The organism is Edaphobacter sp. 4G125 (genome assembly GCF_014274685.1).
GTDB lineage: Bacteria > Acidobacteriota > Terriglobia > Terriglobales > Acidobacteriaceae > Edaphobacter.
In genome coordinates this window covers 3931068-3951060 of the sequence record NZ_CP060393.1, presented here as the reverse complement: position 1 = coordinate 3951060, position 19993 = coordinate 3931068, and the positions used below count along the sequence as shown (strand labels likewise).

The 19993-nt window shown below is 56.5% G+C and carries 17 protein-coding genes; 10 read left to right on the top strand and 7 right to left on the bottom strand.

Annotated features, from left to right (window positions below; genetic code table 11):
• The first annotated feature begins 24 nt into the window (after positions 1 to 24).
• Positions 25 to 1425 (top strand): aspartate ammonia-lyase, encoded by a 1401-nt coding sequence (locus H7846_RS16595; protein WP_186693741.1) that lies wholly within the window; start codon positions 25 to 27, stop codon positions 1423 to 1425.
• Positions 1426 to 1460: 35 nt separating this feature from the next.
• Here H7846_RS16595 and H7846_RS16590 read toward each other — a convergent pair whose 3' ends face one another.
• On the bottom strand, positions 1461 to 2153 hold the full coding sequence (locus tag H7846_RS16590; protein WP_186693739.1) for a porin family protein: 693 nt from the start codon (positions 2151 to 2153) through the stop codon (positions 1461 to 1463).
• A gap of 139 nt (positions 2154 to 2292) precedes the next feature.
• Here H7846_RS16590 and H7846_RS16585 point away from each other — a divergent pair, with 139 nt between their 5' ends.
• A complete protein-coding gene (locus H7846_RS16585; RefSeq protein WP_186693737.1) occupies positions 2293 to 2841 on the top strand; it encodes a c-type cytochrome in 549 nt (182 codons plus the stop codon).
• Between the two features lie 76 nt (positions 2842 to 2917).
• On the opposite strand, the gene H7846_RS16580 is transcribed toward H7846_RS16585, so the two are convergent.
• Positions 2918 to 4138, bottom strand: a complete 1221-nt coding sequence (locus H7846_RS16580) for a DUF481 domain-containing protein (RefSeq protein WP_186693735.1) — start codon at positions 4136 to 4138, stop codon at positions 2918 to 2920.
• Positions 4139 to 4545: 407 nt separating this feature from the next.
• Between H7846_RS16580 and H7846_RS16575 the strand changes: the two genes are divergently transcribed.
• The 3 genes from H7846_RS16575 to H7846_RS16565 all read left to right on the top strand — a co-directional run bounded on the left by H7846_RS16575 (position 4546) and on the right by H7846_RS16565 (position 7926).
• The gene (locus tag H7846_RS16575; protein WP_186693733.1) at positions 4546 to 5280 is read left to right on the top strand and encodes a GvpL/GvpF family gas vesicle protein; all 735 of its coding nucleotides are present in this window, start codon (positions 4546 to 4548) and stop codon (positions 5278 to 5280) included.
• Between the two features lie 163 nt (positions 5281 to 5443).
• Positions 5444 to 7081, top strand: coding sequence for an OmpA family protein (locus H7846_RS16570; RefSeq protein ID WP_255460697.1), 1638 nt, complete (start codon positions 5444 to 5446; stop codon positions 7079 to 7081).
• A gap of 71 nt (positions 7082 to 7152) precedes the next feature.
• Entirely contained in the window at positions 7153 to 7926 is a 774-nt protein-coding gene (locus H7846_RS16565) for an SDR family oxidoreductase (RefSeq protein WP_186693731.1), read from the top strand.
• Between the two features lie 2 nt (positions 7927 to 7928).
• Here H7846_RS16565 and H7846_RS16560 read toward each other — a convergent pair whose 3' ends face one another.
• The gene (locus H7846_RS16560) at positions 7929 to 8150 is read right to left on the bottom strand and encodes a hypothetical protein (protein WP_186693729.1); all 222 of its coding nucleotides are present in this window, start codon (positions 8148 to 8150) and stop codon (positions 7929 to 7931) included.
• Positions 8151 to 8319: 169 nt separating this feature from the next.
• Between H7846_RS16560 and H7846_RS16555 the strand changes: the two genes are divergently transcribed.
• Together H7846_RS16555 and H7846_RS16550 are read left to right on the top strand one after the other, a co-directional pair.
• Positions 8320 to 9261 carry an ATP-binding cassette domain-containing protein gene (locus tag H7846_RS16555; protein WP_186693728.1) on the top strand — a complete coding sequence of 314 codons (942 nt, stop codon included), beginning with the start codon at positions 8320 to 8322 and terminating at the stop codon, positions 9259 to 9261.
• Positions 9262 to 9272: 11 nt separating this feature from the next.
• Positions 9273 to 10142: an ABC transporter permease gene (locus H7846_RS16550; RefSeq protein ID WP_186693724.1), complete on the top strand. Its 870-nt coding sequence runs from the start codon at positions 9273 to 9275 to the stop codon at positions 10140 to 10142.
• A gap of 381 nt (positions 10143 to 10523) precedes the next feature.
• On the opposite strand, the gene H7846_RS16545 is transcribed toward H7846_RS16550, so the two are convergent.
• Genes H7846_RS16545 through H7846_RS16535 form a run of 3 tightly spaced genes read right to left on the bottom strand, consistent with a single transcriptional unit; the run spans position 10524 to position 13055 of the window.
• Positions 10524 to 11549 carry a YpdA family putative bacillithiol disulfide reductase gene (locus tag H7846_RS16545; RefSeq protein ID WP_186693722.1) on the bottom strand — a complete coding sequence of 342 codons (1026 nt, stop codon included), beginning with the start codon at positions 11547 to 11549 and terminating at the stop codon, positions 10524 to 10526.
• Between the two features lie 31 nt (positions 11550 to 11580).
• Complete coding sequence (locus H7846_RS16540; RefSeq protein WP_186693720.1) at positions 11581 to 12285, bottom strand: response regulator; 705 nt, start codon at positions 12283 to 12285, stop codon at positions 11581 to 11583.
• Entirely contained in the window at positions 12282 to 13055 is a 774-nt protein-coding gene (locus H7846_RS16535) for a response regulator (protein ID WP_186693718.1), read from the bottom strand. Before H7846_RS16535 ends, H7846_RS16540 begins: the two co-directional genes overlap by 4 nt.
• Positions 13056 to 13122: 67 nt before the next feature.
• Between H7846_RS16535 and H7846_RS16530 the strand changes: the two genes are divergently transcribed.
• On the top strand, positions 13123 to 15243 hold the full coding sequence (locus H7846_RS16530; protein WP_186693716.1) for a DUF2339 domain-containing protein: 2121 nt from the start codon (positions 13123 to 13125) through the stop codon (positions 15241 to 15243).
• Positions 15240 to 16514: a DUF3999 family protein gene (locus H7846_RS16525; RefSeq protein WP_186693714.1), complete on the top strand. Its 1275-nt coding sequence runs from the start codon at positions 15240 to 15242 to the stop codon at positions 16512 to 16514. The genes H7846_RS16530 and H7846_RS16525 overlap by 4 nt, the downstream gene beginning before the upstream one ends.
• An 8-nt stretch (positions 16515 to 16522) precedes the next feature.
• On the opposite strand, the gene H7846_RS16520 is transcribed toward H7846_RS16525, so the two are convergent.
• Positions 16523 to 19156 carry a DNA translocase FtsK gene (locus tag H7846_RS16520; protein WP_186693712.1) on the bottom strand — a complete coding sequence of 878 codons (2634 nt, stop codon included), beginning with the start codon at positions 19154 to 19156 and terminating at the stop codon, positions 16523 to 16525.
• A 362-nt stretch (positions 19157 to 19518) separates the two neighbouring features.
• Between H7846_RS16520 and H7846_RS16515 the strand changes: the two genes are divergently transcribed.
• Complete coding sequence (locus H7846_RS16515) at positions 19519 to 19983, top strand: PA2169 family four-helix-bundle protein (protein ID WP_186693710.1); 465 nt, start codon at positions 19519 to 19521, stop codon at positions 19981 to 19983.
• Positions 19984 to 19993 lie beyond the last annotated feature (10 nt).

Sequence of the window (19993 nt, the reverse complement as noted above, 5' to 3'; positions counted from 1 at the left end):
CATCTAATGCTTAGAGGCTAGAGCATGAAAAAGGTACGCACTGAATCCGACTCTCTCGGAGTAGTCGAAGTTCCAGAGGCAGCCCTCTACGGAGCCCAGACCACTCGCGCTGTTGCGAACTTCCCCATCAGTGGATTAAAGGCGAGTCCTTTCCTGATCCGCGCGCTGGCGATGATCAAGCTCGCCGCTGCCGAGGCTAACGCTGAGCTTGGCCTCATCACGCCCGAGCAAGGAAAGGCCATCGCGCAAGCCGCGCAGGAGGTGCTCGACGGCCAGCATCACGAGCACTTCGTCGTCGATGTCTTTCAGGCAGGAGCCGGCGTCAGCCTGCACATGAATACCAATGAGGTGTTGGCGAACCGGGCGAACCAGATCCTTGGCGAACCGCTGGGAACGTATAAGAAGGTCCATCCCAACGATCACGTCAACTATGGTCAATCGACGAACGATGTCTTTCCCACCGCGATGCGGTTGAGCGTTCTGCTTGCGCTGGAGGATCTGTATCCAGTGCTCGACTCGCTGGCCGCGAGTTTCGGGAAGAAAGCCGAGGAGTTCAAAGACATCCTCAAGGCCGGACGCACTCACATGCAGGACGCGGTGCCCATCACGCTGGGGCAGGAGTTCGCCGCCTATACCGCTGCGGTTCGCGAATCCTCCGCGGCAATCTGCCGCAACGCCGTAACCCTGCACTCGCTTGGCCTGGGTGGCTCGGCCGTCGGCACGGGCCTCAATACGCATCCCGACTACCGCGAGAAAGTTGTCGCCAAGCTCGCCCGAATCGCCAAGCTCGAGCTGCACTCTGCCTACGACCTGCGCTACGCGATGCAGTCCTGCGCTCCGATGGCCGATGTCTCGGGGGCTCTAAGAGGGCTTGCTCTGGAGATGATTCGCATCTCCAACGACCTGCGTCTGCTCTCCTCGGGGCCGAACACCGGCTTCAACGAGATTCACCTTCCCAGCCTGCAGCCCGGATCGAGCATTATGCCCGGTAAGGTCAACCCTGTTCTGCCGGAGCTAACCGCAATGGTCGCCTTTCAGGTCGTCGGCAACGACACTGCAACCGCAATGGCAGTGCAGGCAGGACAGCTTGAGCTGAACGTGATGATGCCTGCGATGGTGCACAACACGCTGCAATCCATTACGATCCTGACCAGCACGTTGCGCGAACTGGACGTCCACTGTATCCGCGGGATTACCGCCAACCGCGAGCGCACGACGTTCTACGCCGGAAGCACGATCGCGCTTGCAACTGCTCTGAACCCGTATATCGGATACCGGAAAGCGGCTGAACTGGTAAAAGAATCGGTTGCCTCAGGTCGCTCTATCGTCGATCTCGCTCGGGAGAAGAAGCTGCTCAATGAAGACCAGATTGCAGAAATTCTCGATCCCCAAAATATGACCGAACCCCACATCAAATTGTCCTGATGCAAGGGCTCGGTCTGATTTTTGTACGAGCGAATTTACTTATTGATTCGCCCGAAGCGGTAAACGACTCCGAGGTTTACGCCCAGGTTGTTCTGAACGGTTCCTCCCCAGGTCGACCCCAGATAGGTTGGGGTGATCCGGAACGCGAGGTTCGGATAGAAGTTGTAGTCAAGGTTCGCGCCTGCGGAGAAGACCGCTCGTGTTTCCGACGGCCAGAGGCCCAGATTCTGCGCAGGGATTCCCTTGGAGCCGCTGTCGAACTTTCCGATCCCGGCGCCCGCTGTACCGAAAACGCTGACGCCGAACTTTTCTCCGCGATAGAAGCGGTAAAGCGGGCCGCCCATAAAGGTGTACTGAGAAATCTGGGGGTTGTTGATGTTATAGATCGTATTCCCAACCTTGGCATGGCCATAGGCTCCGCGCACGTCCCCCACGATGCCGAACTTCGGATCGAAGAAGCGGGTTCCTGACAGGAAGAAGGTAACTTCATTGTTCTTCTGCAGAAGTTCGCCGGAGCGGAACCGGAGATAGCCGCCGCCTCCGCCGACCTCCCACTTATGGCTGTACGTATCCTGAATGGTCCGCTCGATACGAGCTCTGCGATTGGCATTCGTTTCCCGTCGTGGATGAGGGAAAAACTGGGCCTGAAGGGAGCTCGCTCCACTGGCGACAAAGACGGCGGCCAGCGCGGCTGCCGCATATTTCACACGAAACCTGAAACCGAACATCAACGATTACTCCTGCACTAGCTAGGCTCTTGCTATGGTGGAACCTGAGGCGCGCCGCCGGAAGTCGAACCGCGGGCCTTTCTTATTAGAACATCCACGGCGAATCAAAAGCAGTTTTACTCCCTGAAAGGGTATGGATATGGCGAAGAAAAGCAACGGCGGAGGTCTGGGAAAACTGTTCTTGGGGTTTGTCCTGGGCGTGGGAGTAGTTGCACTCGCGGGTTTGGCTTATTTCCGCTTGGGTGCTTTACCTGTCGCAGTTAAAGATGCTCCCTTTCCCTTTGAGAAGGCTCTTGTTCAGCTTCCCCTGCACAATCGCATCGATGGTGAGAAGAAAACTCCCCCTTTTGGCATTAGCGAAGACGTCTTCGAAGGAGGAGCAAAGGTATATCACGAACAATGTGCGGCCTGTCATGGAACACCAGGGCAGGATGTGAGCTTTGCCCAGCACATGTATCCCCAGGCCCCGCCGCTTTGGAAGAAACACGGACATCGAGGTGTCGTAGGCGTCAGTGATGACGACCCCGGCGAGACTTATTGGAAGGTTGCGAATGGAATTCGCCTGACTGGAATGCCAGCCTTCAAAGGAGTGCTCTCTGATACCGAGATGTGGCAGGTGAGCCTTTTGCTCAAGAATGCCGACCAGGGATTGCCCGATCCGGTACTGAAGATTCTTCAAGGCAAATAATCGCTTTGAATGGGGTGGTTAACAAATCAGGGCGACCCAGCTCGGATCGCCCTGATTTGTTTCGATTGGCTTGGGATTAGCGCAGTGTGTAGGTCACTCCCGTTACAAACTGCAAGCTGTTCTTGTTGAATCCCGGACTGGGAAGATTCAGATAGTTATCCAGCAGGTTCATGCTCAGGCTGAAACGGTGGTACACCGGAAGCGCCAGGCCCAAAGATCCAATAGCTGACCAGGCATCCGTGTTGTTCCACGACTGAATGTAAGTCCCGCTTTGGGTTAGGAGAATCTTGCCCGGTAGCGTTCTCTTGTATGCCTCCCCGAAGGTGGAACCGATAAGGTTCAAATCGGGTGTCTGAGGAATAGGTCCTGCCGGTGGCGGTGGTTGGATAGGAGCGATGTACTTCAACTGTGAGTAGTGAAGATCAGCCTTTGCATCGAGTTGCTGAACTGCATCCTGAAGAATCGTGTATCCAGCGCCCACGCCGTAGATCTGCTGGAGGTTCATGCCCTGAGCAAAGTTATGGTCGAAAGACAGATCTCCCAGCATGTAAAAGCGCGGGGTAATGTACTTGTCGTGCTCGAAGTCAGTATGGAAGATGCTGGTCTTCGCCACCGCAGCGGGCAGGTTTGTGGGGTTGGGAATCACCGGCTGAGTCAGCTTGCCATAAGTCTCCAGCAGGTTGAAGGTCGTACGGGTGCGGGGTGGGAGATAAGCGACAGACGGGATCGCGCGAATCAAGGAGATGCCGGCAGTAAGGGTTTGGCCGTAAGAGCTGGACTGTAGTACAGTCGCTCCGCCGGTAATGGCGCCGTTCCATCCGTGGAAGAAGCCGGGATTCCCATTCAACTCTTTGTTGTAAGTCGCGCCATCGACGACATAAGCAACGTTTTTCGCGGGAATCGTTTGGGGCGCGATGCCTGGAATTGTCTCCGTGAGGGTGCTGTCCTCCAGGGCGAGGGTTCCGGCCTGTTTGGGCTGGCGGGTAATCTTTTCATTCTTCTGTAGAACGACGAAGTTGCTGTTGGAGCGCAGCTCTCTCACCTTATCCATGGGGATGGTGACCTCGCCCACAATGTCGCTCTTGAAAGTGATATCGGTTCCAACGCTCCGCTCGAACTTGCCGGTCAACTGGTCTCCGTTTTTCAGAACAACCACATCGGGGGCGGCTGGCTTGTCCTGTGCTCGGGACGAAACGGAGAACAAAGTGGCGAAGATGGCTGCGGCCACAACGCCGTACGCGAAACCTCGATAACGGCGAGGGCAGAAAGGGGAAGAATTCTGCAGAAGAATATTCATTGCGTTTAATTGGCCTTACCTGAAATTTGATTCTTGCTCTAACTCCAATCTTAGACACAGGTTCTGCCTGCGGAGTTGTCACGAAGGACCCTCCTGAATGGAGAGAAATAGCAGAATTTACTTTGATTTACCTTCCCAAAAGAAAGCGAAGGAAAGCCGACGAAATGAGTCTGAGATGCTTCTTGCTTCGCTTTGGATGCATTTTTTTGGACAGTCCACTTGCCAACCGTTATTCGATCAGCATAGTATCCGTTTCGGCTTCAATAAGTGCGCTTATCGCGCAAGTGTGGGAGTCGAAAGCGTTGCAATGATTCATTTGTCCAAACCTTTCGTTTCGGTGTGAGTTCATAACAACTGCTTGCCAGGGCGGCTAAAGCCTTGTCGCGCAACAAGGAAGGTAAAAAACGATGGCATGGTACGCCTACTGTATTGCCGAGAGACAGGCTTTTCCGGAACTTTGCCGGCATCGTCGCCCGATGCCGCTGGCCGGGGTGACAGGCTTGTTTGGAAATCAAACCTTTCTTTTTCCAGCCAGTGACTTAGCCGTAATCGTCACTGAGCATAATGCCGAAGACAGCGCCCGGATGGATCAGCAGGCCCAGAAAGACCACGCCCGCGTGATCGCTGACTGTTTCAAGCACTCCACGGTTCTGCCTTTTCGCTTTGGGACGACGTTTCAGGACGACGACGCGCTGCGTCGCTCGGTCCGCTCGAATCAGCGCCACTTTCTTGCCAACGTTGAACGATTGCGGGGCAAGGCCGAGATGCACCTCAAGGTGCTGGTCGACGATATCTGCCCTGGCATGATACATCGCGATATGACGGTGGGCCAGCAATATTTGTCCAGCCTTCGCGAGAGTGCCAGCCGTCAGCGCGAACGCCAATCCAAAGCTCGGGCCCTTTCGGTGCAGATGCACCGAATGTTCCTTCCCCTGGCCGAGGAAATTACCTGCCGCCGCATGGAATCCGGCAAGATGCTTCTCGATATCGCTCACCTGATCGATAACAAGACCATCGAGCGCTACCAGAACAAATACACCTCTGCGATGCAACAGATGAAGGAGTGCCAGATGCAGCTCTCCGGACCGTGGCCCCCATATCACTTTGTTCATCGCACCAATACGCACCAGCACTCGGCTTGAGCATTGAGAAATCAAGGAGAAGCGCCCGTTCAAGGGCGCTTTTTCTATTCCTGCTTTCGTTGGCTTCAGACTACTTTTTTCTTCTTTAACGCATCGCAACTTCTTGCAGATCAGTAATTCACCTCGTCTTCCTGTCGATTGGGGCAGGAGCCAGGGGCTGCACGTGACCAAGGAGACTGCATTGATTAAGATCGAACGTCGAATGATTCCTATTGCACTTGTTCTGCCGGGTGTTCTTTTTGCGGGTTGTTTTCTTTCTCATCCGGCAAGACTGCTGGCCCAGGAGATGAGTCCCATGGCGCAGCAGGCGCCCCCGGACGATAACAAGATCACTAAAGAGTCGGAGGGAGTCTATCTCTATCGTGTGAAGGTGGTCCAGCGCGACCTCGATGCCGTGAATTACCTGCATCGCAGCGGATCGACCCGGATCGCCTTCAAAGGGACTCCGCTGCTTCCCATGGCCAAGGGCGAGGCCAAGGTGACGAGCGAACGCGGAGGCATCACCATTGAGGCGCGTTTTCAGGGGTTGACCCCGGCGAATGGATTTGGCCCCGAGTACCTCACTTATGTCCTGTGGGCGATTACGCCGGACGGACGTCCGAATAATCTTGGCGAGGTCCTTCCTGCCGGGACGAAGAATGACATTACAGTTACAACGGCGCTTCAGTCCTTCGGCCTGGTAGTTACGGCGGAGCCCTACTTCTCGGTAACGCAGCCGAGCGACGTGGTGGTGTTGGAGAACCAGATCATCCAGGACAAGACGACCGGCGTACTCGAAAAGGTAAACGCGCACTACATGCTGTTGCCACGCGGAACCTATGCCGAAACCGGCGGAGCCAACTCGGTTGCGAATCCCATCACGCGCGACGAAAAGATGCCGCTTGAGCTCTACGAGGCCAATAACGCTCTTCGGATCGCGCAGCAAGCCGGCGCACAGAAGTATGCCTCCGACATCTACAACGAAGCGATGCTGGATTTGCGGAACGCTACCGACATTCTGTCCGGCAAAAAGCCCAACACCAGAATGGGGATCACCTATGCGCGTCAGGCGGTCCAGCGAGCCGAGGATGCCCGTCTGGTGACGTTGCGTAAGCAGGCAGCCGAACGTCAACGCAATGCCGAGTTGGCCCAGCAGCAAGCCCAGGCGCAGGCGCAGCAGTCCGCACTCGACGCTGCACATGCTCGTGCAGCGCAGGCTGAGGCCGATGCGCAACGTGCGCGAGCTGAAGCGGCAGCAGCGCAAGCTCAAGCACAGGCCCAGGCGGCGAACAAGAGCGCCGATCAGGCGAGTGAAGCTCGCGAACGCCTGCGAGCACAACTCAACAGCGTGCTGGCGACCAGCGAGACGGCCCGCGGACTCATTGTGAACATGTCGGACGTGCTCTTCGATACCGGAAAGTACACGCTCAAACCGACCACGCAGCTCAGTCTTGCGAAGGTTTCCGGGATCCTCCAGGCCTACCCTGGCTTGAAACTGCAGGTCGAGGGATACACGGACAGCACGGGCAGTCCAGAGTTCAACCAGAAGCTCTCGGAAAACCGCGCTGGAGCGGTTCGTGATTTTCTGGTTACGCAGGGGGTTAGCCCAGACAATATTGCCGCCACGGGTTACGGCATGGCTAAGCCGGTGGCGGATAACAACACTGCACAGGGGCGAGCAAAGAACCGCCGTGTCCAGCTGGTCGTCTCAGGCGATGCCATCGGTGTTCAGCAGAAGGGGCCGGATGCGGATTCCACTCCAGAACCGGCTCCAACGCCTGCTCCCGCTTCGCGCGGGGTCTCTAATCCTCCTCAAGAATAAAAAACTGCTGAATTGTATTGAAAGCTGGAGGGCCATCTGACGGCCCTCCAGCTTTTTGTTTATAAAGGGCTATGGGATATTTGAGCGGCAAGACGGTTCTGGTTACAGGGGCAAGTTCCGGCATCGGCCGGGCAACTGCATTAGCATTTGCGCGAGAGGGCGCCCGTGTTGCGGTTTGTGCGCGTCGTGAAGAGCGATTGAAGGAGCTTGCAAGCGAGTTGAGTCAGGCAGGCGCTTCTGCGGTCCACACCTTCATATTGGATGTTCGCAACCGCGTCTCCGTAGAGCAGGCAATTGCTGCACTTCCTGGAGAGTGGGCGGCTATCGATGTTCTGGTCAACAATGCTGGTCTCAGCCGCGGCCTTACGAAGGTCTATGAAGACGATCACGAAAACTGGGAAGAAATGATCGACACCAACGTCAAGGGCCTGCTGTATGTCACGCGAGCGGTCGTTCCCGGCATGGTGGAGCGCGGGCGTGGCCACGTGATCAACATGGGCTCGACGGCGGGCTACATCACCTACGCCAATGGCGCTGTTTATTGTGGAACCAAGGCGGCAGAGAAAGCGATCAGCGAAGGACTGAAGATCGACCTGATGGGAACTCCTGTGCGCGTGACCTCGATCGATCCCGGAATGGTGGAGACAGAGTTCAGCGAGATTCGTTTTCGGGGAGATAAGGAGCGAGCAGAGAAGGTCTACCAGAACATTACGCCGTTGCAGCCACAAGACATTGCCGATGCCATCGTCTGGGCCGCTTCACGTCCGGCGCATGTGAACATCCATACCGTAGTGATGACGACTATCGATCAGGCGAACTCCGTCGTCTTCCATCGGCATAGCTGAAGTTACATGTGGACAGTCCAGCCCAGCTCGGCGAGCTTCTCTTCGATATCGGCCAGCGCATTGGTTAGTGCGGAGCGCCGGTGCGGACTTGAAGTGCGTTCGGAAAGGATGCGTTCCCGTTGCAGCTCAAGCGCCTGAACGCGACGTTTACGTTCGGCGACTTCGGCGTTGTTATCTTGTGCTACTGGCTTTGGAGCGGAGGCCTGGGCCTGTTGTTCTTCCACGGATTTACTCTCCCATCCACGCGACATGTGCACATTTTACGCTCAGCCGATCACGATCGAGTATGACAGAAGGCATTTGTGACTTTGCGGCGAGCTTCTAAGTCTATGGAATATGAGGTAACACTTCAGCTTCCATATAATTTGAAGGTCGCGTAGGAGAGGAGATCGAATGATCGTTGAGATCGAGGGCCTCAGGAAGGTCTACGAAGGCAAGCAACGGGTCGTCGCGGTCGACGGGATTGACCTCTCGGTGCGCGAAGGAGCGTTGTATGGCTTTCTGGGGCCGAATGGGGCGGGGAAGACCACAACCATCAGCATCTGCACGACCCGCGCTCTGCCGACCGCAGGGCGTGTCCGGATCGCAGGGATCGACGTCGTGAAGTCTCCTTCGCAAGCGAGACGTTGTATTGGAGTTGTACCGCAGTACAACACTCTCGATCGTGCCTGCACGGTCTTCGAGAATATTCATTTTCATTGCCTTTTCTTCGGGTTCTCCCGTGCCGATGCCAAAAAGCGTACGGACCACCTGCTTGAGCAGTTTCATCTGACCGAACGTGCAGGAGCTTATCCAGCGCAGCTTTCGGGTGGGCTTGCCCAACGGGTTCAGATCGCCCGTGCGATTGCGCATCATCCGAAGGTCCTTTTCCTGGACGAGCCCAGCGCGGGACTGGATCCGCAGAGCCGCATCGCTATGTGGTCGGCGGTTCGGAACCTCCGTCAGGAGGGGATCACCGTTGTCCTGACGACGCACTATATGGAAGAGGCCGATGAGCTTTGTGACCGGGTCGCCATTATCGATCACGGCAAGATCCTTGTAGAAGATACTCCGGCTGCTTTGAAAAACTCTGTCGGAGCGCAGCGCATCTACGAGCTGGATCTTCGCGATCTGCAGGGAGCACCACGGTTGCTCGAAAAAATTGAGCGCCAGCCCGGGGTCTCGAGCGCGGAGATGACATCCAAAGGAGTACGCATCTTTGCCGAGGGAACCGAAGGGCTGCTCTCCGAGGTCGTGCATGCTGCCAATCCCTATGGCTTGCGCGATTTGACCATCACTGAACCGAGCCTGGAGACGGTCTTTATCCGGCTCACGGGCCGCGACCTTCGCGAGTAGGACGAACGTCCATGTCAGAATTAGCCACGATCGAATCTCAGACTTCCGCGCCGGCGGCAACGACCGGTTCAATACAGACTCAATACTTGCGCGCCTTTGCGGGATTATTTCTGCGTGATCTACATGTTCTGCGCCGTGAGGTCTTTCCTTTTGTGATCCGCGTCTGCATGAACCCGATGCTGTTTCTCTTTGTATTCACCTTCATCATGCCGAACATGAGTGGCGGAGCATCGATGAATCCAACTGCAAGCGCGATGGGGCAAGACTTCAGCACGGTATTGCTACCCGGCTTGATGGCCGTGGCCATCATGTTTAGCGGAATTGCAGCAGTGGCGCTTCCCTTGGCTCAAGAGTTCGGTATTACCCGCGAGATTGATGACCGTGTGATGTGTCCTTTGCCGGTCGCAGCCGTTGCGATTGAAAAGGTCGTTTTTTCTGCCATGCAGAGCGTGATTGCGGCAGCGGTCGTTTTTCCACTGGCATACTACATTCCTTCCACTCCAGTGGTGGCGCATGTCTCAAGTTGGCCTTATCTGATTGCGATCCTTGTGTTGGCGTCGGTAACGTCGGGGGCGCTCGGCCTGACCATCGGCACGACGGTCGAACCAAAGCAGATCGGCCTGATCTTCGGTGTCGTTGTAATGCCGATCACCTTCCTGGGCTGCGTCTACTATCCCTGGATGGCGCTTAGCCACATCCGCTGGCTCCAGATTGGAGTTCTGGTGAATCCGATTGTGTATATGAGCGAGGGACTACGCTCTGCGCTCACGCCAACACTGCCGCACATGAATCCTTTCCTGATCCTGGGCATGTTGACGTTCTTCCTGATTCTGCTGACCTGGTTGGGAATCCGTGGATTTATGCGCCGAGTGATCGGTTAGGACCGTAGGGAAGGCCCCCCTCCCCTGCTTTAAAGTAAATCGTTTATTTTGTGCTATTTAACGAAATTCTCTCTCGTAAAATATTCCAAATAAAAGGTTTAAACATAAAAATATAGAAAACAAAAGAGTTATCGTGATCGCGCTTGTCGCAGGGCAGTCACAAAATGCAGCCGAAGGATGCCACTCTTCAAGAGCGTGGATGACAATTTCGAGGGTGCGGATGAAACAGAGGCCCTTTTTCTATTAGTTCTTCTCTGTTTTTAATTTTAGCGAGAACGATGGAGCAAAAATGCACTTTAAACGGGTTTATTTATCCGCATAAGTAGATTTGTTCTATATCGTTTACCGACTTCTTGAAGAAATAGGGAGCTTGACAGAACTTCAGTCGAAGGCCGCAGCCGAGACATTCTTGGCGAGCAAGTCCGTGGCGATCTGTTTGCCGTGGAAGCGGCCGTTCTCGATAAAGATTTCGTTGGTGCGCTCTCCTGCGATGACGACTCCCGCCAGATAGATTCCGGGGACGTTGCTTTCGAGTGTTGCAGGGTCGCAGGCCGGGCAGCGATCATTGCTTTCGTCCAACCGGACCCCGAGAGACTCCAGAAAACTAAAGTCCGGTTGATAGCCTGTCAGCGCGAAAACAAACTGGTTCGGCAGCACGCGCTCTCCTTCGGGAGTTGCCAGCGTAACGTCATCTTCAGTGATCCGCACAACACGGCTCGAGAAGAAGGCAGTAATCTCCCCGTTTTTGATGCGATTGTTGATGTCCGGAAGAATCCAATACTTCACGTGCCGGTGCATCTCCGGACCACGGTGTACTAACGTGACACGCGCTCCATGCCGCCATAGATCGAGCGCCGCAATTGCCGCGGAGTTCTTTCCGCCAATGACCAATACATCGAGCCCAAAGTATGGGTGAGGATCGTGATAGTAATGTGAGACCTTGTTCAGGTCCTCGCCTGGAATATCGAGATAATTCGGTAGATCATAGTACCCGGTAGCGACGACCAGTTTCCGTGCAGGGTGCGTGATGGGGCGACTGAAGCGATCGACCGTATGGACAGTAAAGTTGCCGTCGCTGCCTGCCACCTTTTCGACAGTCTCGTACTGCCGTACATCCAGACGATAGTGTTCGGCAACTTTGCGGTAGTACTCCAGGGCTTCGTCGCGACTGGGCTTTTGGTTGGGGCTGGGGAAGGGAATGTCTCCGATCTCCAGCAACTCCGGAGTCGTGAAGAAGGTCATATTGGATGGGTAATGAAAGAGCGAGTTGCAGAGACAGCCTTTGTCGATCAGGATGACGGAAAACCCTGCCCGTTGTGCCTCAATGGCACAGGCCATTCCCGTAGGGCCGGCTCCAATGACCGCCAGGTCGAAAATCCCATCGTTTGGGGCTGTTTGCTCACTCATAAATCCATCTTACTGAAGATGAATCGATGGCTCACCCCAGCGAAACGAGCTTGTGCGTAATGGCGAATAGAGCAAGTTCGAGGCGGGTCGAGACTCCGGTCTTGTCAAAGACGTTGGAGAGGTGGCGCTTGACGGTCTCTTCGCTGATGGCGAACTGTTTGGCAATATCGCGGTTACTGCATCCTTCGACGATGCAGGTAACGACTTCCAGTTCGCGCGGCGTGAGCCCGTAAGTCTTTCTCTCGGGTGTTACAGCGGCCTGTTTGATCAGGTTGTTGAGCGCAGCGACGAGGTTGATGACGCGCTCTCCGCCAATCCAGTAGTCTCCTGCAACCACGGCGCGCATAGCATCGGTGAGATCGCCGACAACGGAGCCCTTGAGGACGATTCCTCTTGCTCCAATCTGCAGGGCTTCAATGATCTCCTGGAGGGAGAGTGTGCTGGTGAGCAGGATAATCTTCACTCTCGGAGATCGATCCATAATGGCCCGCATCGCCTCGAGGCCAGGCAGACGCGGCATCTGTACATCCAGCAGCAGGACGTCGGGTTCCAGTTCCAGTGTCTCGGTGATGGCAACGTCACCGTCTTCGGCTTCGCCGACGATCTCAAAGCCAGGCTCGCTCTCGAGCATGTTTCGCACGCCGAAGCGTACGACGGGATGATCGTCTGCGACGACGACCCGAACCGGCGGAGTTGCAATGGCCTTCTCGGTGGATCTCTTGCCGAACTCCTTCATGCGTGACTTCTCCTCGCGGTTTCGCTGGTCGTATGGTTTGCAGTCGTTGATCTGTATTGAATCAGCATACCTTCAAGACGATTGCAGGCCTGTAACAGTCTGTCGAGTTTTGTCGCGGGTTCAATCATGGCACCGCTATCCTCGATCTCTTCTGCAATGGCCTGGACCTCCAGGGCCCCCAGCATACTGCAACTTCCTTTGATGGCGTGAGCCTGTTTCAGATAGGTCGCTTCGTCGTTGTGCTGACAAGCCTGCTGCATCTGCAGGATCCGCTTTCGAGTGTCGTCAAGGCACAGAGAGTAGAGTTTTGTAAGTTTCTGCTCTCCCATAGCGTCTTTCAACTGGAGATACACGTTTTCATTCAGGATGCGGAGTTCGTTCTGAATCTTGTCCAGCTCCTGATGGTCGGGGTTTCCGTTCGTCAGCAGCCGGTTAAGGGCGCTTATGGTGAAGGGCTTACGGAGGAAACCGTCGAATCCCGCAAGCATCTTTGCATTGGCCTCGGCGCCGCTCATGGCGATCATGCATACATTGCTCCAGGCAGCGCGCATCCGTGCGGCAAGCGATGCGCCTGTGAGTCCAGGCATCTGCAGATCGGTGAGCACGGCATGCGGAGCGGGGCCGGGAGCGTGTATGAACCGAAGAGCCATTTCGCCAGATTCGGCTGAATCCACTCGATACCCTTCAAGGGTGAGCAGCCGATCAAGCAGCTCGCACATCATAGGGTCATCATCGATGACAAGGATGCGGCGCTGTGCGTACTCGGCCATGGGGAGAAGAGTATCAAGCGGGCGTTTTCCATGCCACTTGTGTTTGGCAGAGGGTACAGTAGTTGCTATGGGTTCGGAGGAGTTTCCGCAGCAGCCAGACCGAGTGGGCGAAACCTCCATGACGGATGAGCTACGTCTTCTTACCGCTCGTGTCGAAGCGCTTGAGCGTGAGTTCGCTGCGATGCGGGCCTCCGCAAAACCGATGGAAGCAACGGCGACCAGGGAAGTTGCGCCGCGCGTTGCTTCGTCGCCACCCCCTCCGCCGATGCCTGAGCAGGTTTTCCCATCAGTTGTGCCTGGGCCGGTGATGGCTTCTGCGGGCCGCTCTCGCCCGTCGCTTGAGAACAGGCTGGGAGCACATGTCTTCAACCGGATCGGCATCTTGGCCCTGATGGTCGGGGCGACGTGGTTCCTCAAGCTAGCTATCGACAACCAATGGATTGGTCCGGTGGGCCGTATCCTGATCGGCCTGATTGCTGGCGCGGGAGTGGTGGTCTGGTCGGAGAGATTCCGCAGGAAAGGCTTCTCGGCCTTTTCCTATTCGCTAAAGGCGATTGGGACGGGGGTTCTTTACCTTTCCTTGTGGGCGGCTTATCAGCTATACCATCTGCTTCCGTCCGAGGCTGCGCTTGCCGGAATGATTCTGGTGACGGCATGGAACGCCTACATGGCGTGGGCGCAGGACTCGGAGCTGCTGGCGGCCTATGCGTTAACTGGAGGAGTCGCGACGCCACTGCTGCTGTCGAGCGGGGGCAACCATGAGATCTTCCTCTTCACGTACCTGCTGGCGATTGATGTTGCGATTGTTGCGCTGGTAAAGATCAAGTCCTGGCCTCGCCTGTTGCTCGGGGCTTTTCCGGCAACGGTGTTTTACTTTTTTGCCTGGTACGCGAAGTACTACCAGGAGCCTGCGTTCGCGATCACAACGATCTTTGCAGGATTGTTTTTTCTCGTCTTTGTCAGTGCCTCCGTTGGCGGCCTTCTGGCTGAGCCCGATGCGCGGCGAGGTCTGTTGCAACGGCTGGGGCGATTTACGCCGCATATTCTGCTTCCCCTGGGGAACGCGGCGTTTGTTTCGCTCGCGCTCTACCTGGCAATGAAGGACTCGGATCGCGGCTGGTTCGTTCCGTGGCTGATGCTCATCCTGTCGGCGGTTTATCTGCTGATTACGCGGCTACCGCAGTCGCCCGTACCGGCGGCGCTGCACCTTTCGCTGGCCGTGGTCTTTCTTACGATTGCGATTCCACTGAAGGCGAGTGGTCACTGGATTACGGTTGCGTGGTTGGTTGAGGGTGTTGCTATCCTCTGGGTGGCCGCGCGAATCACGTCATCCCATGCGGAACAACCTCGACCGGCCTCGGATGCGAGCAATGTGTTGCGCTGGCTTTCGGGTGCATCTTTGGTCCTCGGATTTGCAGGGTTGATTTCGGAAACCTTCTGGTTGGGAGTCGGGACTTCGCCGTCCTTCTTCAATCGCAATCTTGCGACCGCGGTGATTGCAGCGGCTGCCTATGCGGCAGTCGGATGGCTGGCTCTGCGCACACGTCGTGTCGATCGTGCTGCGTGGCCTGCATGGTCGCAGTTTGCATTTCTTTCAGTGATTGCCGTTGACCTGGTTGCTCTTCTGCTCAGTCTTCGCGAGATCGGGACAACATGGTCCAGCCTGCCTCATGAGCCGTTCTGGAATGCCGATTTCGGCATGGCGTTGGTTGGATTGGGAATGCTCGCAGCAGTGGCACGGTTTTCCTGGCGGACGGCTCTTGCTGAAGAAGGTTCGGTACTGTGGGCGCATCTCTCAGGCGGCTCGATCATCGCGCTGAACCTGATTGCGATCTTTACAGGCGTTCGCGAAATTGAATCCATCTGGCCCATGACGGGAGCGAATCCCGACCTGGAGCTGCGGCGCGCGCTTGCTGTCTCTGCTTTTCTGATGGTTTATGGAGCAGCGTTACTCGCCGTTGGCTTCTGGCGGCGCACGGCGTTTGTGCGCTGGCAGGCGCTCATCCTTCTGGTCTTTACGATTGGCAAAACCTTTCTCTATGACATGCGGAACCTTAGCCAGGGGTATCGGGTCGTCAGTTTCCTCGGTCTTGGCGTCCTGCTGATGGCCGTGAGCTTTGCTTATCAGAAGGACTGGTTGTCGCTGCGCGGTTCTAATGCCTCCAACCCAGCTGGAAGTGACCAATGAAGTCGCTTCTTTTCGCTCTCCTGCTTCTTTTCTGGCAGGCGCCCGCTGTTGAACGGCAGTACTTTCTCTATCAGCGCTCTGTTGTTCCCGCGGGCGCAGGTCTTAACTGCGCAGTGCTGGATGCAGAGACGTTTGCGCATGCCTCTGCATCGCTCAAGGATGTACGGATTTTTCCCCAGACGGCGCAGGCGCATGAAGTGCCTTACGTGATTGCCTTGAGTGAGTCCGCACAGCTGGACTCCGAGCCGGCACGCGTCCTGAACAGTGGTTTAAAGGGCCGTTCGCTGAGTTTTGATCTCGCGATGCCGCACCGCCCTTACACCGAGGTGGTGCTCGACCTCGACGGTACGGACTACATCGCTGCTGCTACGGTCACGGGGAGCAATGCTCCTGGAGCCCAGGGGGGGACTCGCCTGGGAGAATTCACGTTGTTCGACCTGAGCTCGCAGCATCTCTCACGCAGTACGACGCTGCCTTTGCAGGAGTCCAGTTTTCCTTACCTGCACGTCGAGTTGAACATCACGCCTGCTCCGGGGACGCGCAGCTTTCAGGTTTCGCCGGTGATGGTGCGAGGGGCCTCGGTCCCTCCCAGTCGCGAGGCGCAGACGATCTTCGAGGAAGCAGCAGAGACGCGCGCTATTACCCAACGCGGACGCCAGACCGTCGCTTCGTTTCATCTTCCTCAGCGTGTTCCGGTGGAACGGGTAACTTTTGAACTTTCGCCGACGTACAAAGGGAACTTCAGCCGCGATGTCACGATCAGCGATTATGCAACCGGTACGCCTGCTTCGTCGGGAGAAACGATCTCAGGAACGATCTTTCGCGTTCATCTGTCGCAAGCAGGTCGTGAAATACATCAGCAGAGACTAAACCTTCCCGCAACACTGGGGTCGAATCTGCAAAGCTCAGCCGAAGTGGAGGTTGCGGTCGAGAACGGCGACGATCAACCTCTGCCAATTACTGCCGTCCGTCTGGAGATGCGGCAACGGCGTTTGTGTTTCGATGCGCAGTCCACGGATGCTCTGACCATCTTTTATGGCGATGCCGCTTTATTGCCGCCGCATTATGATTTTTCGCGCACAGTGTCCATCACCAACCAGGTGCCTCTTGCGCGTCTGGGGCCGGAACAGAAGAATCCCGTGTATACGCCACGTCCGGATACGCGCGCTGCGACAGAACGCCACCCGGAGCTGATCTGGGTGGTGTTTCTTGCCGTCATCTGCATCCTGGGAGTGATCGCGCTGCGTTCGTCGCGCCATCTTCCGCGATAGGCGGTGTTCTATCGCACAGCGGTATCGACTTCATTGATCCAGTTGGCCGACTTCAGCAGCTCGCGCGGCTTTGAGCCATCCGCCGGTCCCACCAGACCATCGTTGTACATCATGTCGATCAGGTGCGCGGCGCGTCCATAGCCGATGCGCAGCCTGCGCTGTAGCAGCGAGGTGGACGCCTTGCCGAACTCATAGACCAGACGAACCGCATCGTCATACAGGGGATCGTTGTCGTCTCCATCCGAGCCGCCATCGAGATCGCGTCCAGCCTCATCCTTCGGCCCTTCTAGGAAGCCCTCCACGTACTCGGCCTGGCCCTGCGCCTTCCAGAACTCGGTGACCGCGGAGATCTCCTTCTCCGTAACGAAGGGGGCGTGGACGCGTTGTACACGGCTGGTTCCGGGGGGGAGATAAAGCATGTCACCTCGCCCCAACAGACTTTCGGCGCCGTTGGAGTCGATGATGGTGCGCGAATCAACCTTGGTTGCGAGGCGGAAGCTCATACGAGTGGGAACATTGGCTTTGATCAGTCCAGTGATGACATCGACCGAAGGACGCTGCGTCGCCAGCACCAGATGGATTCCTACAGCACGGGCCATCTGGGCAAGACGGGTGATGGCCTCTTCGACGTTGGCCCGATCCAGCATCATCAGGTCGGCCAACTCATCGATGATGATCATGATGTAGGGCAGCGGTTCCTGGTTCACATCTTCGAAGAGATGTCCGCTGCCGCTATCGAAGAGCTTGTTGAACTGGTCGATGTTGCGAACATGGTTTGCAGCCAGCAGTTTGAGGCGCCGCTCCATCTCGCGCACGGCATTGCGCAGCGCATTGGCAGCGAGCTTGGCTTCCGTGATGATGGGGGTGAAGAGATGCGGAATCCCTTCATACATGCCCAGCTCGACGCGCTTCGGGTCAACCAGGATCATGCGTACCTGTTCGGGCGTCGATTTGAAGAGCACGCTCATGATCATCGCGTTGATCGCGACGGATTTACCCGAGCCGGTGGAACCTGCAATCAGGACGTGTGGCATTGCGGCGAGATCGCCGGTTACGATGCGGCCATTGATGTCCTTGCCAAGCGCGATGGGCAGTCGCGATTTGGATTGCGCGAAGCTCTCGCACTCGACCACATCGCGCAGCCAGATGGTCTCCCGCTTTGCATTGGGAATCTGAATCCCTACGGTGGACTTGCCGGCCATCCTCTCGATCAGGATGCTTTCGGCGGCCATCGCCAGACAGAGATCGTCTGCCAGACCGGCAACCCGTGAGTACTTCACGCCGGCATCGGGTTTGAACTCGAAGGTGGTAACGACCGGGCCGGGATTGATGTGCGTGACCTGTCCATTGACGTCGAACTCTCCGCACTTTTCCACCAGCACCCGGGCCTCTTCGCGCAGAGCATCTTCGCGGACTGCTGTCTGTTCGTCGCTGTGATACAGCAGTGATGACGGCGGAAGTTTGTAGCCACGCACGCTCTTCGGCGTAATGGCGACGGCCTTGATATCGGCGTCGGCGCGTTTTCCGAAGGAGATACCATCTTCCGCAGTCTCTGCTGGAGTTTCAACAGGCCTTTTCGCCGTGCGTGGCGGTGCAATCTGCGGAACAGACTTTTCAGTGCGGTCTTCCAGCGTAGGAAGATGGCTGTCGCGAAAGTTTGAGACATCGTCGATCGCCCGCACAGGGGCAGCCGCTTTGGCCAACGCTTCGGCAAATGGAGCCGCTGCCGCTGTTGCTGTACTGATCGGTGTAACCGGAGGAGCATCCACCATGGTGCGCGGCATCCCTCGCCATATGGAGGTGTCCGTTGACGGAAGCGACTCCTCGGATTCCGGTGTAGCAAGCTTGGCTCTTTTACGGCGGCTGAGCCAGCCAAAGAGGCTTCCAAGCAGTGTGGAATTGGGCTCGGCGAGTTTAGCCTCTGTCTCACGTGCCTTGCGCTCTTCTTGCTCACGCGCTCTCTGGGCCCGCAGCTCAGCCCGTTCACGCTTGCTACCGTAGGTCTCTGCTGGAAGATCTGCGCCATGACGGCTCTCGCGCCACTGCGACCAGCGCTCCCATATTCTCTGGGCAAAGCCAAAACGTGCTGTGGTCCATTCGCGAGCTGTATTGAAAGTGAAGGTCGTAGCGAGATACAACGAGAGCGCCACCATCAGGGCCAGCACAATCGCGGCTCCCGGAAGATTCAGAAACTCAACCAGCATATCGGCCAGCAGACGTCCGCTGGTGCCCTCGATGGGCAAGGCACCGCGCCACAGGATATGTCCGGGGAGGAGAGCGACAGCGGCAGGAGCAAAGACAACCCACAGTGCCAACCCGACGGCCCTGGCGATGGGCGATCCGGCGGGCCGCGACATCATCCAGCAGATCCCGATTCTTGCCAGAACCAGTGGCAGAAAGAAAGCGGCAATGCCAATGGCCTGGAAGAGTGCATCGGAGACGTAGGCTCCGGCGATTCCGGTCCAATTATGAGCGGGTCTTCCGGTGGCGTAGGCCCCCACGGTGTTGAACGAGTGGTCCGTCGGCGTATAGCTCACCAGGGCAAGCAGCAGGAGCCCCGCGGCCACCAGGACAATAAGGCCAAGAATCTCATTCAAACGGCGATTACGGGTTGGGGTCGAGACGAGCCTAAGGGTCTTCATCAGGGGGTTCGCACAGCCTCTCTTGCCTGCCGGCGGCGAGCCTTTCCGTGCAGGCGGGCCATAGCAAAATGCTGCTATTGAGGCTTAACCACCAGAGCAACTTTGATTATCCCAGAGTCGGTTGCGCAAAATGCGAAACAAAATCGAAAAACTGAATGCAGGTATCCGAATGCAAACCTGATGACAAGAAGGTGCATCTATCTTTACAACTTACCGCCGAGCTATCTCGGCGGCCCTTAGTATCGGTTTGGCAGGGGAGTGGGATTTTCGCGATTTCTCCTGCTTGCCGCCGGTGAAGGAGAATCGCTGACAGCCGGCGGACCCTGCCAACTGGTTTTCATCATTTCGAATGAGGTTCAGGCATGGCCACAGATGCTGCCAAGCGTAATGAGATGCGCCGGGCTTTGTTGTCCGTAATCAATACTCTGCATGACAGCCAAAAGGCATTCGCCGAAATCGGCGACCACCTGAAAGATGCGGCAATCAAAAAATACTTTCTGGCCGAGTCTCTCAAGCGGGCGCAGTTTCGTGGTGACCTGGAAGAAGTTCTCCACCAGAATGGCGTTCACGACATTACCGAATCAGGGACTGCGGTGGGGGCGCTGAATCGCGTATGGGGTGATCTGAAGGCAAAGCTCGGGGGCGGCGATCATACGCTGCTTGCAACCGCAGAGCAGGGCGAGGACACAGTGAAAGAAGCCTATGAGGATGCCCTGCGTCAGGAGCTTCCACTACCAATTCGCCAGATATTAGCCGAGCAGCAAGCCCATGTTCTGGACTCGCACACTTATGTTAAAGGTCAACGCGATGTGGCGGTAACAAAGTAAGCCTGGAGTG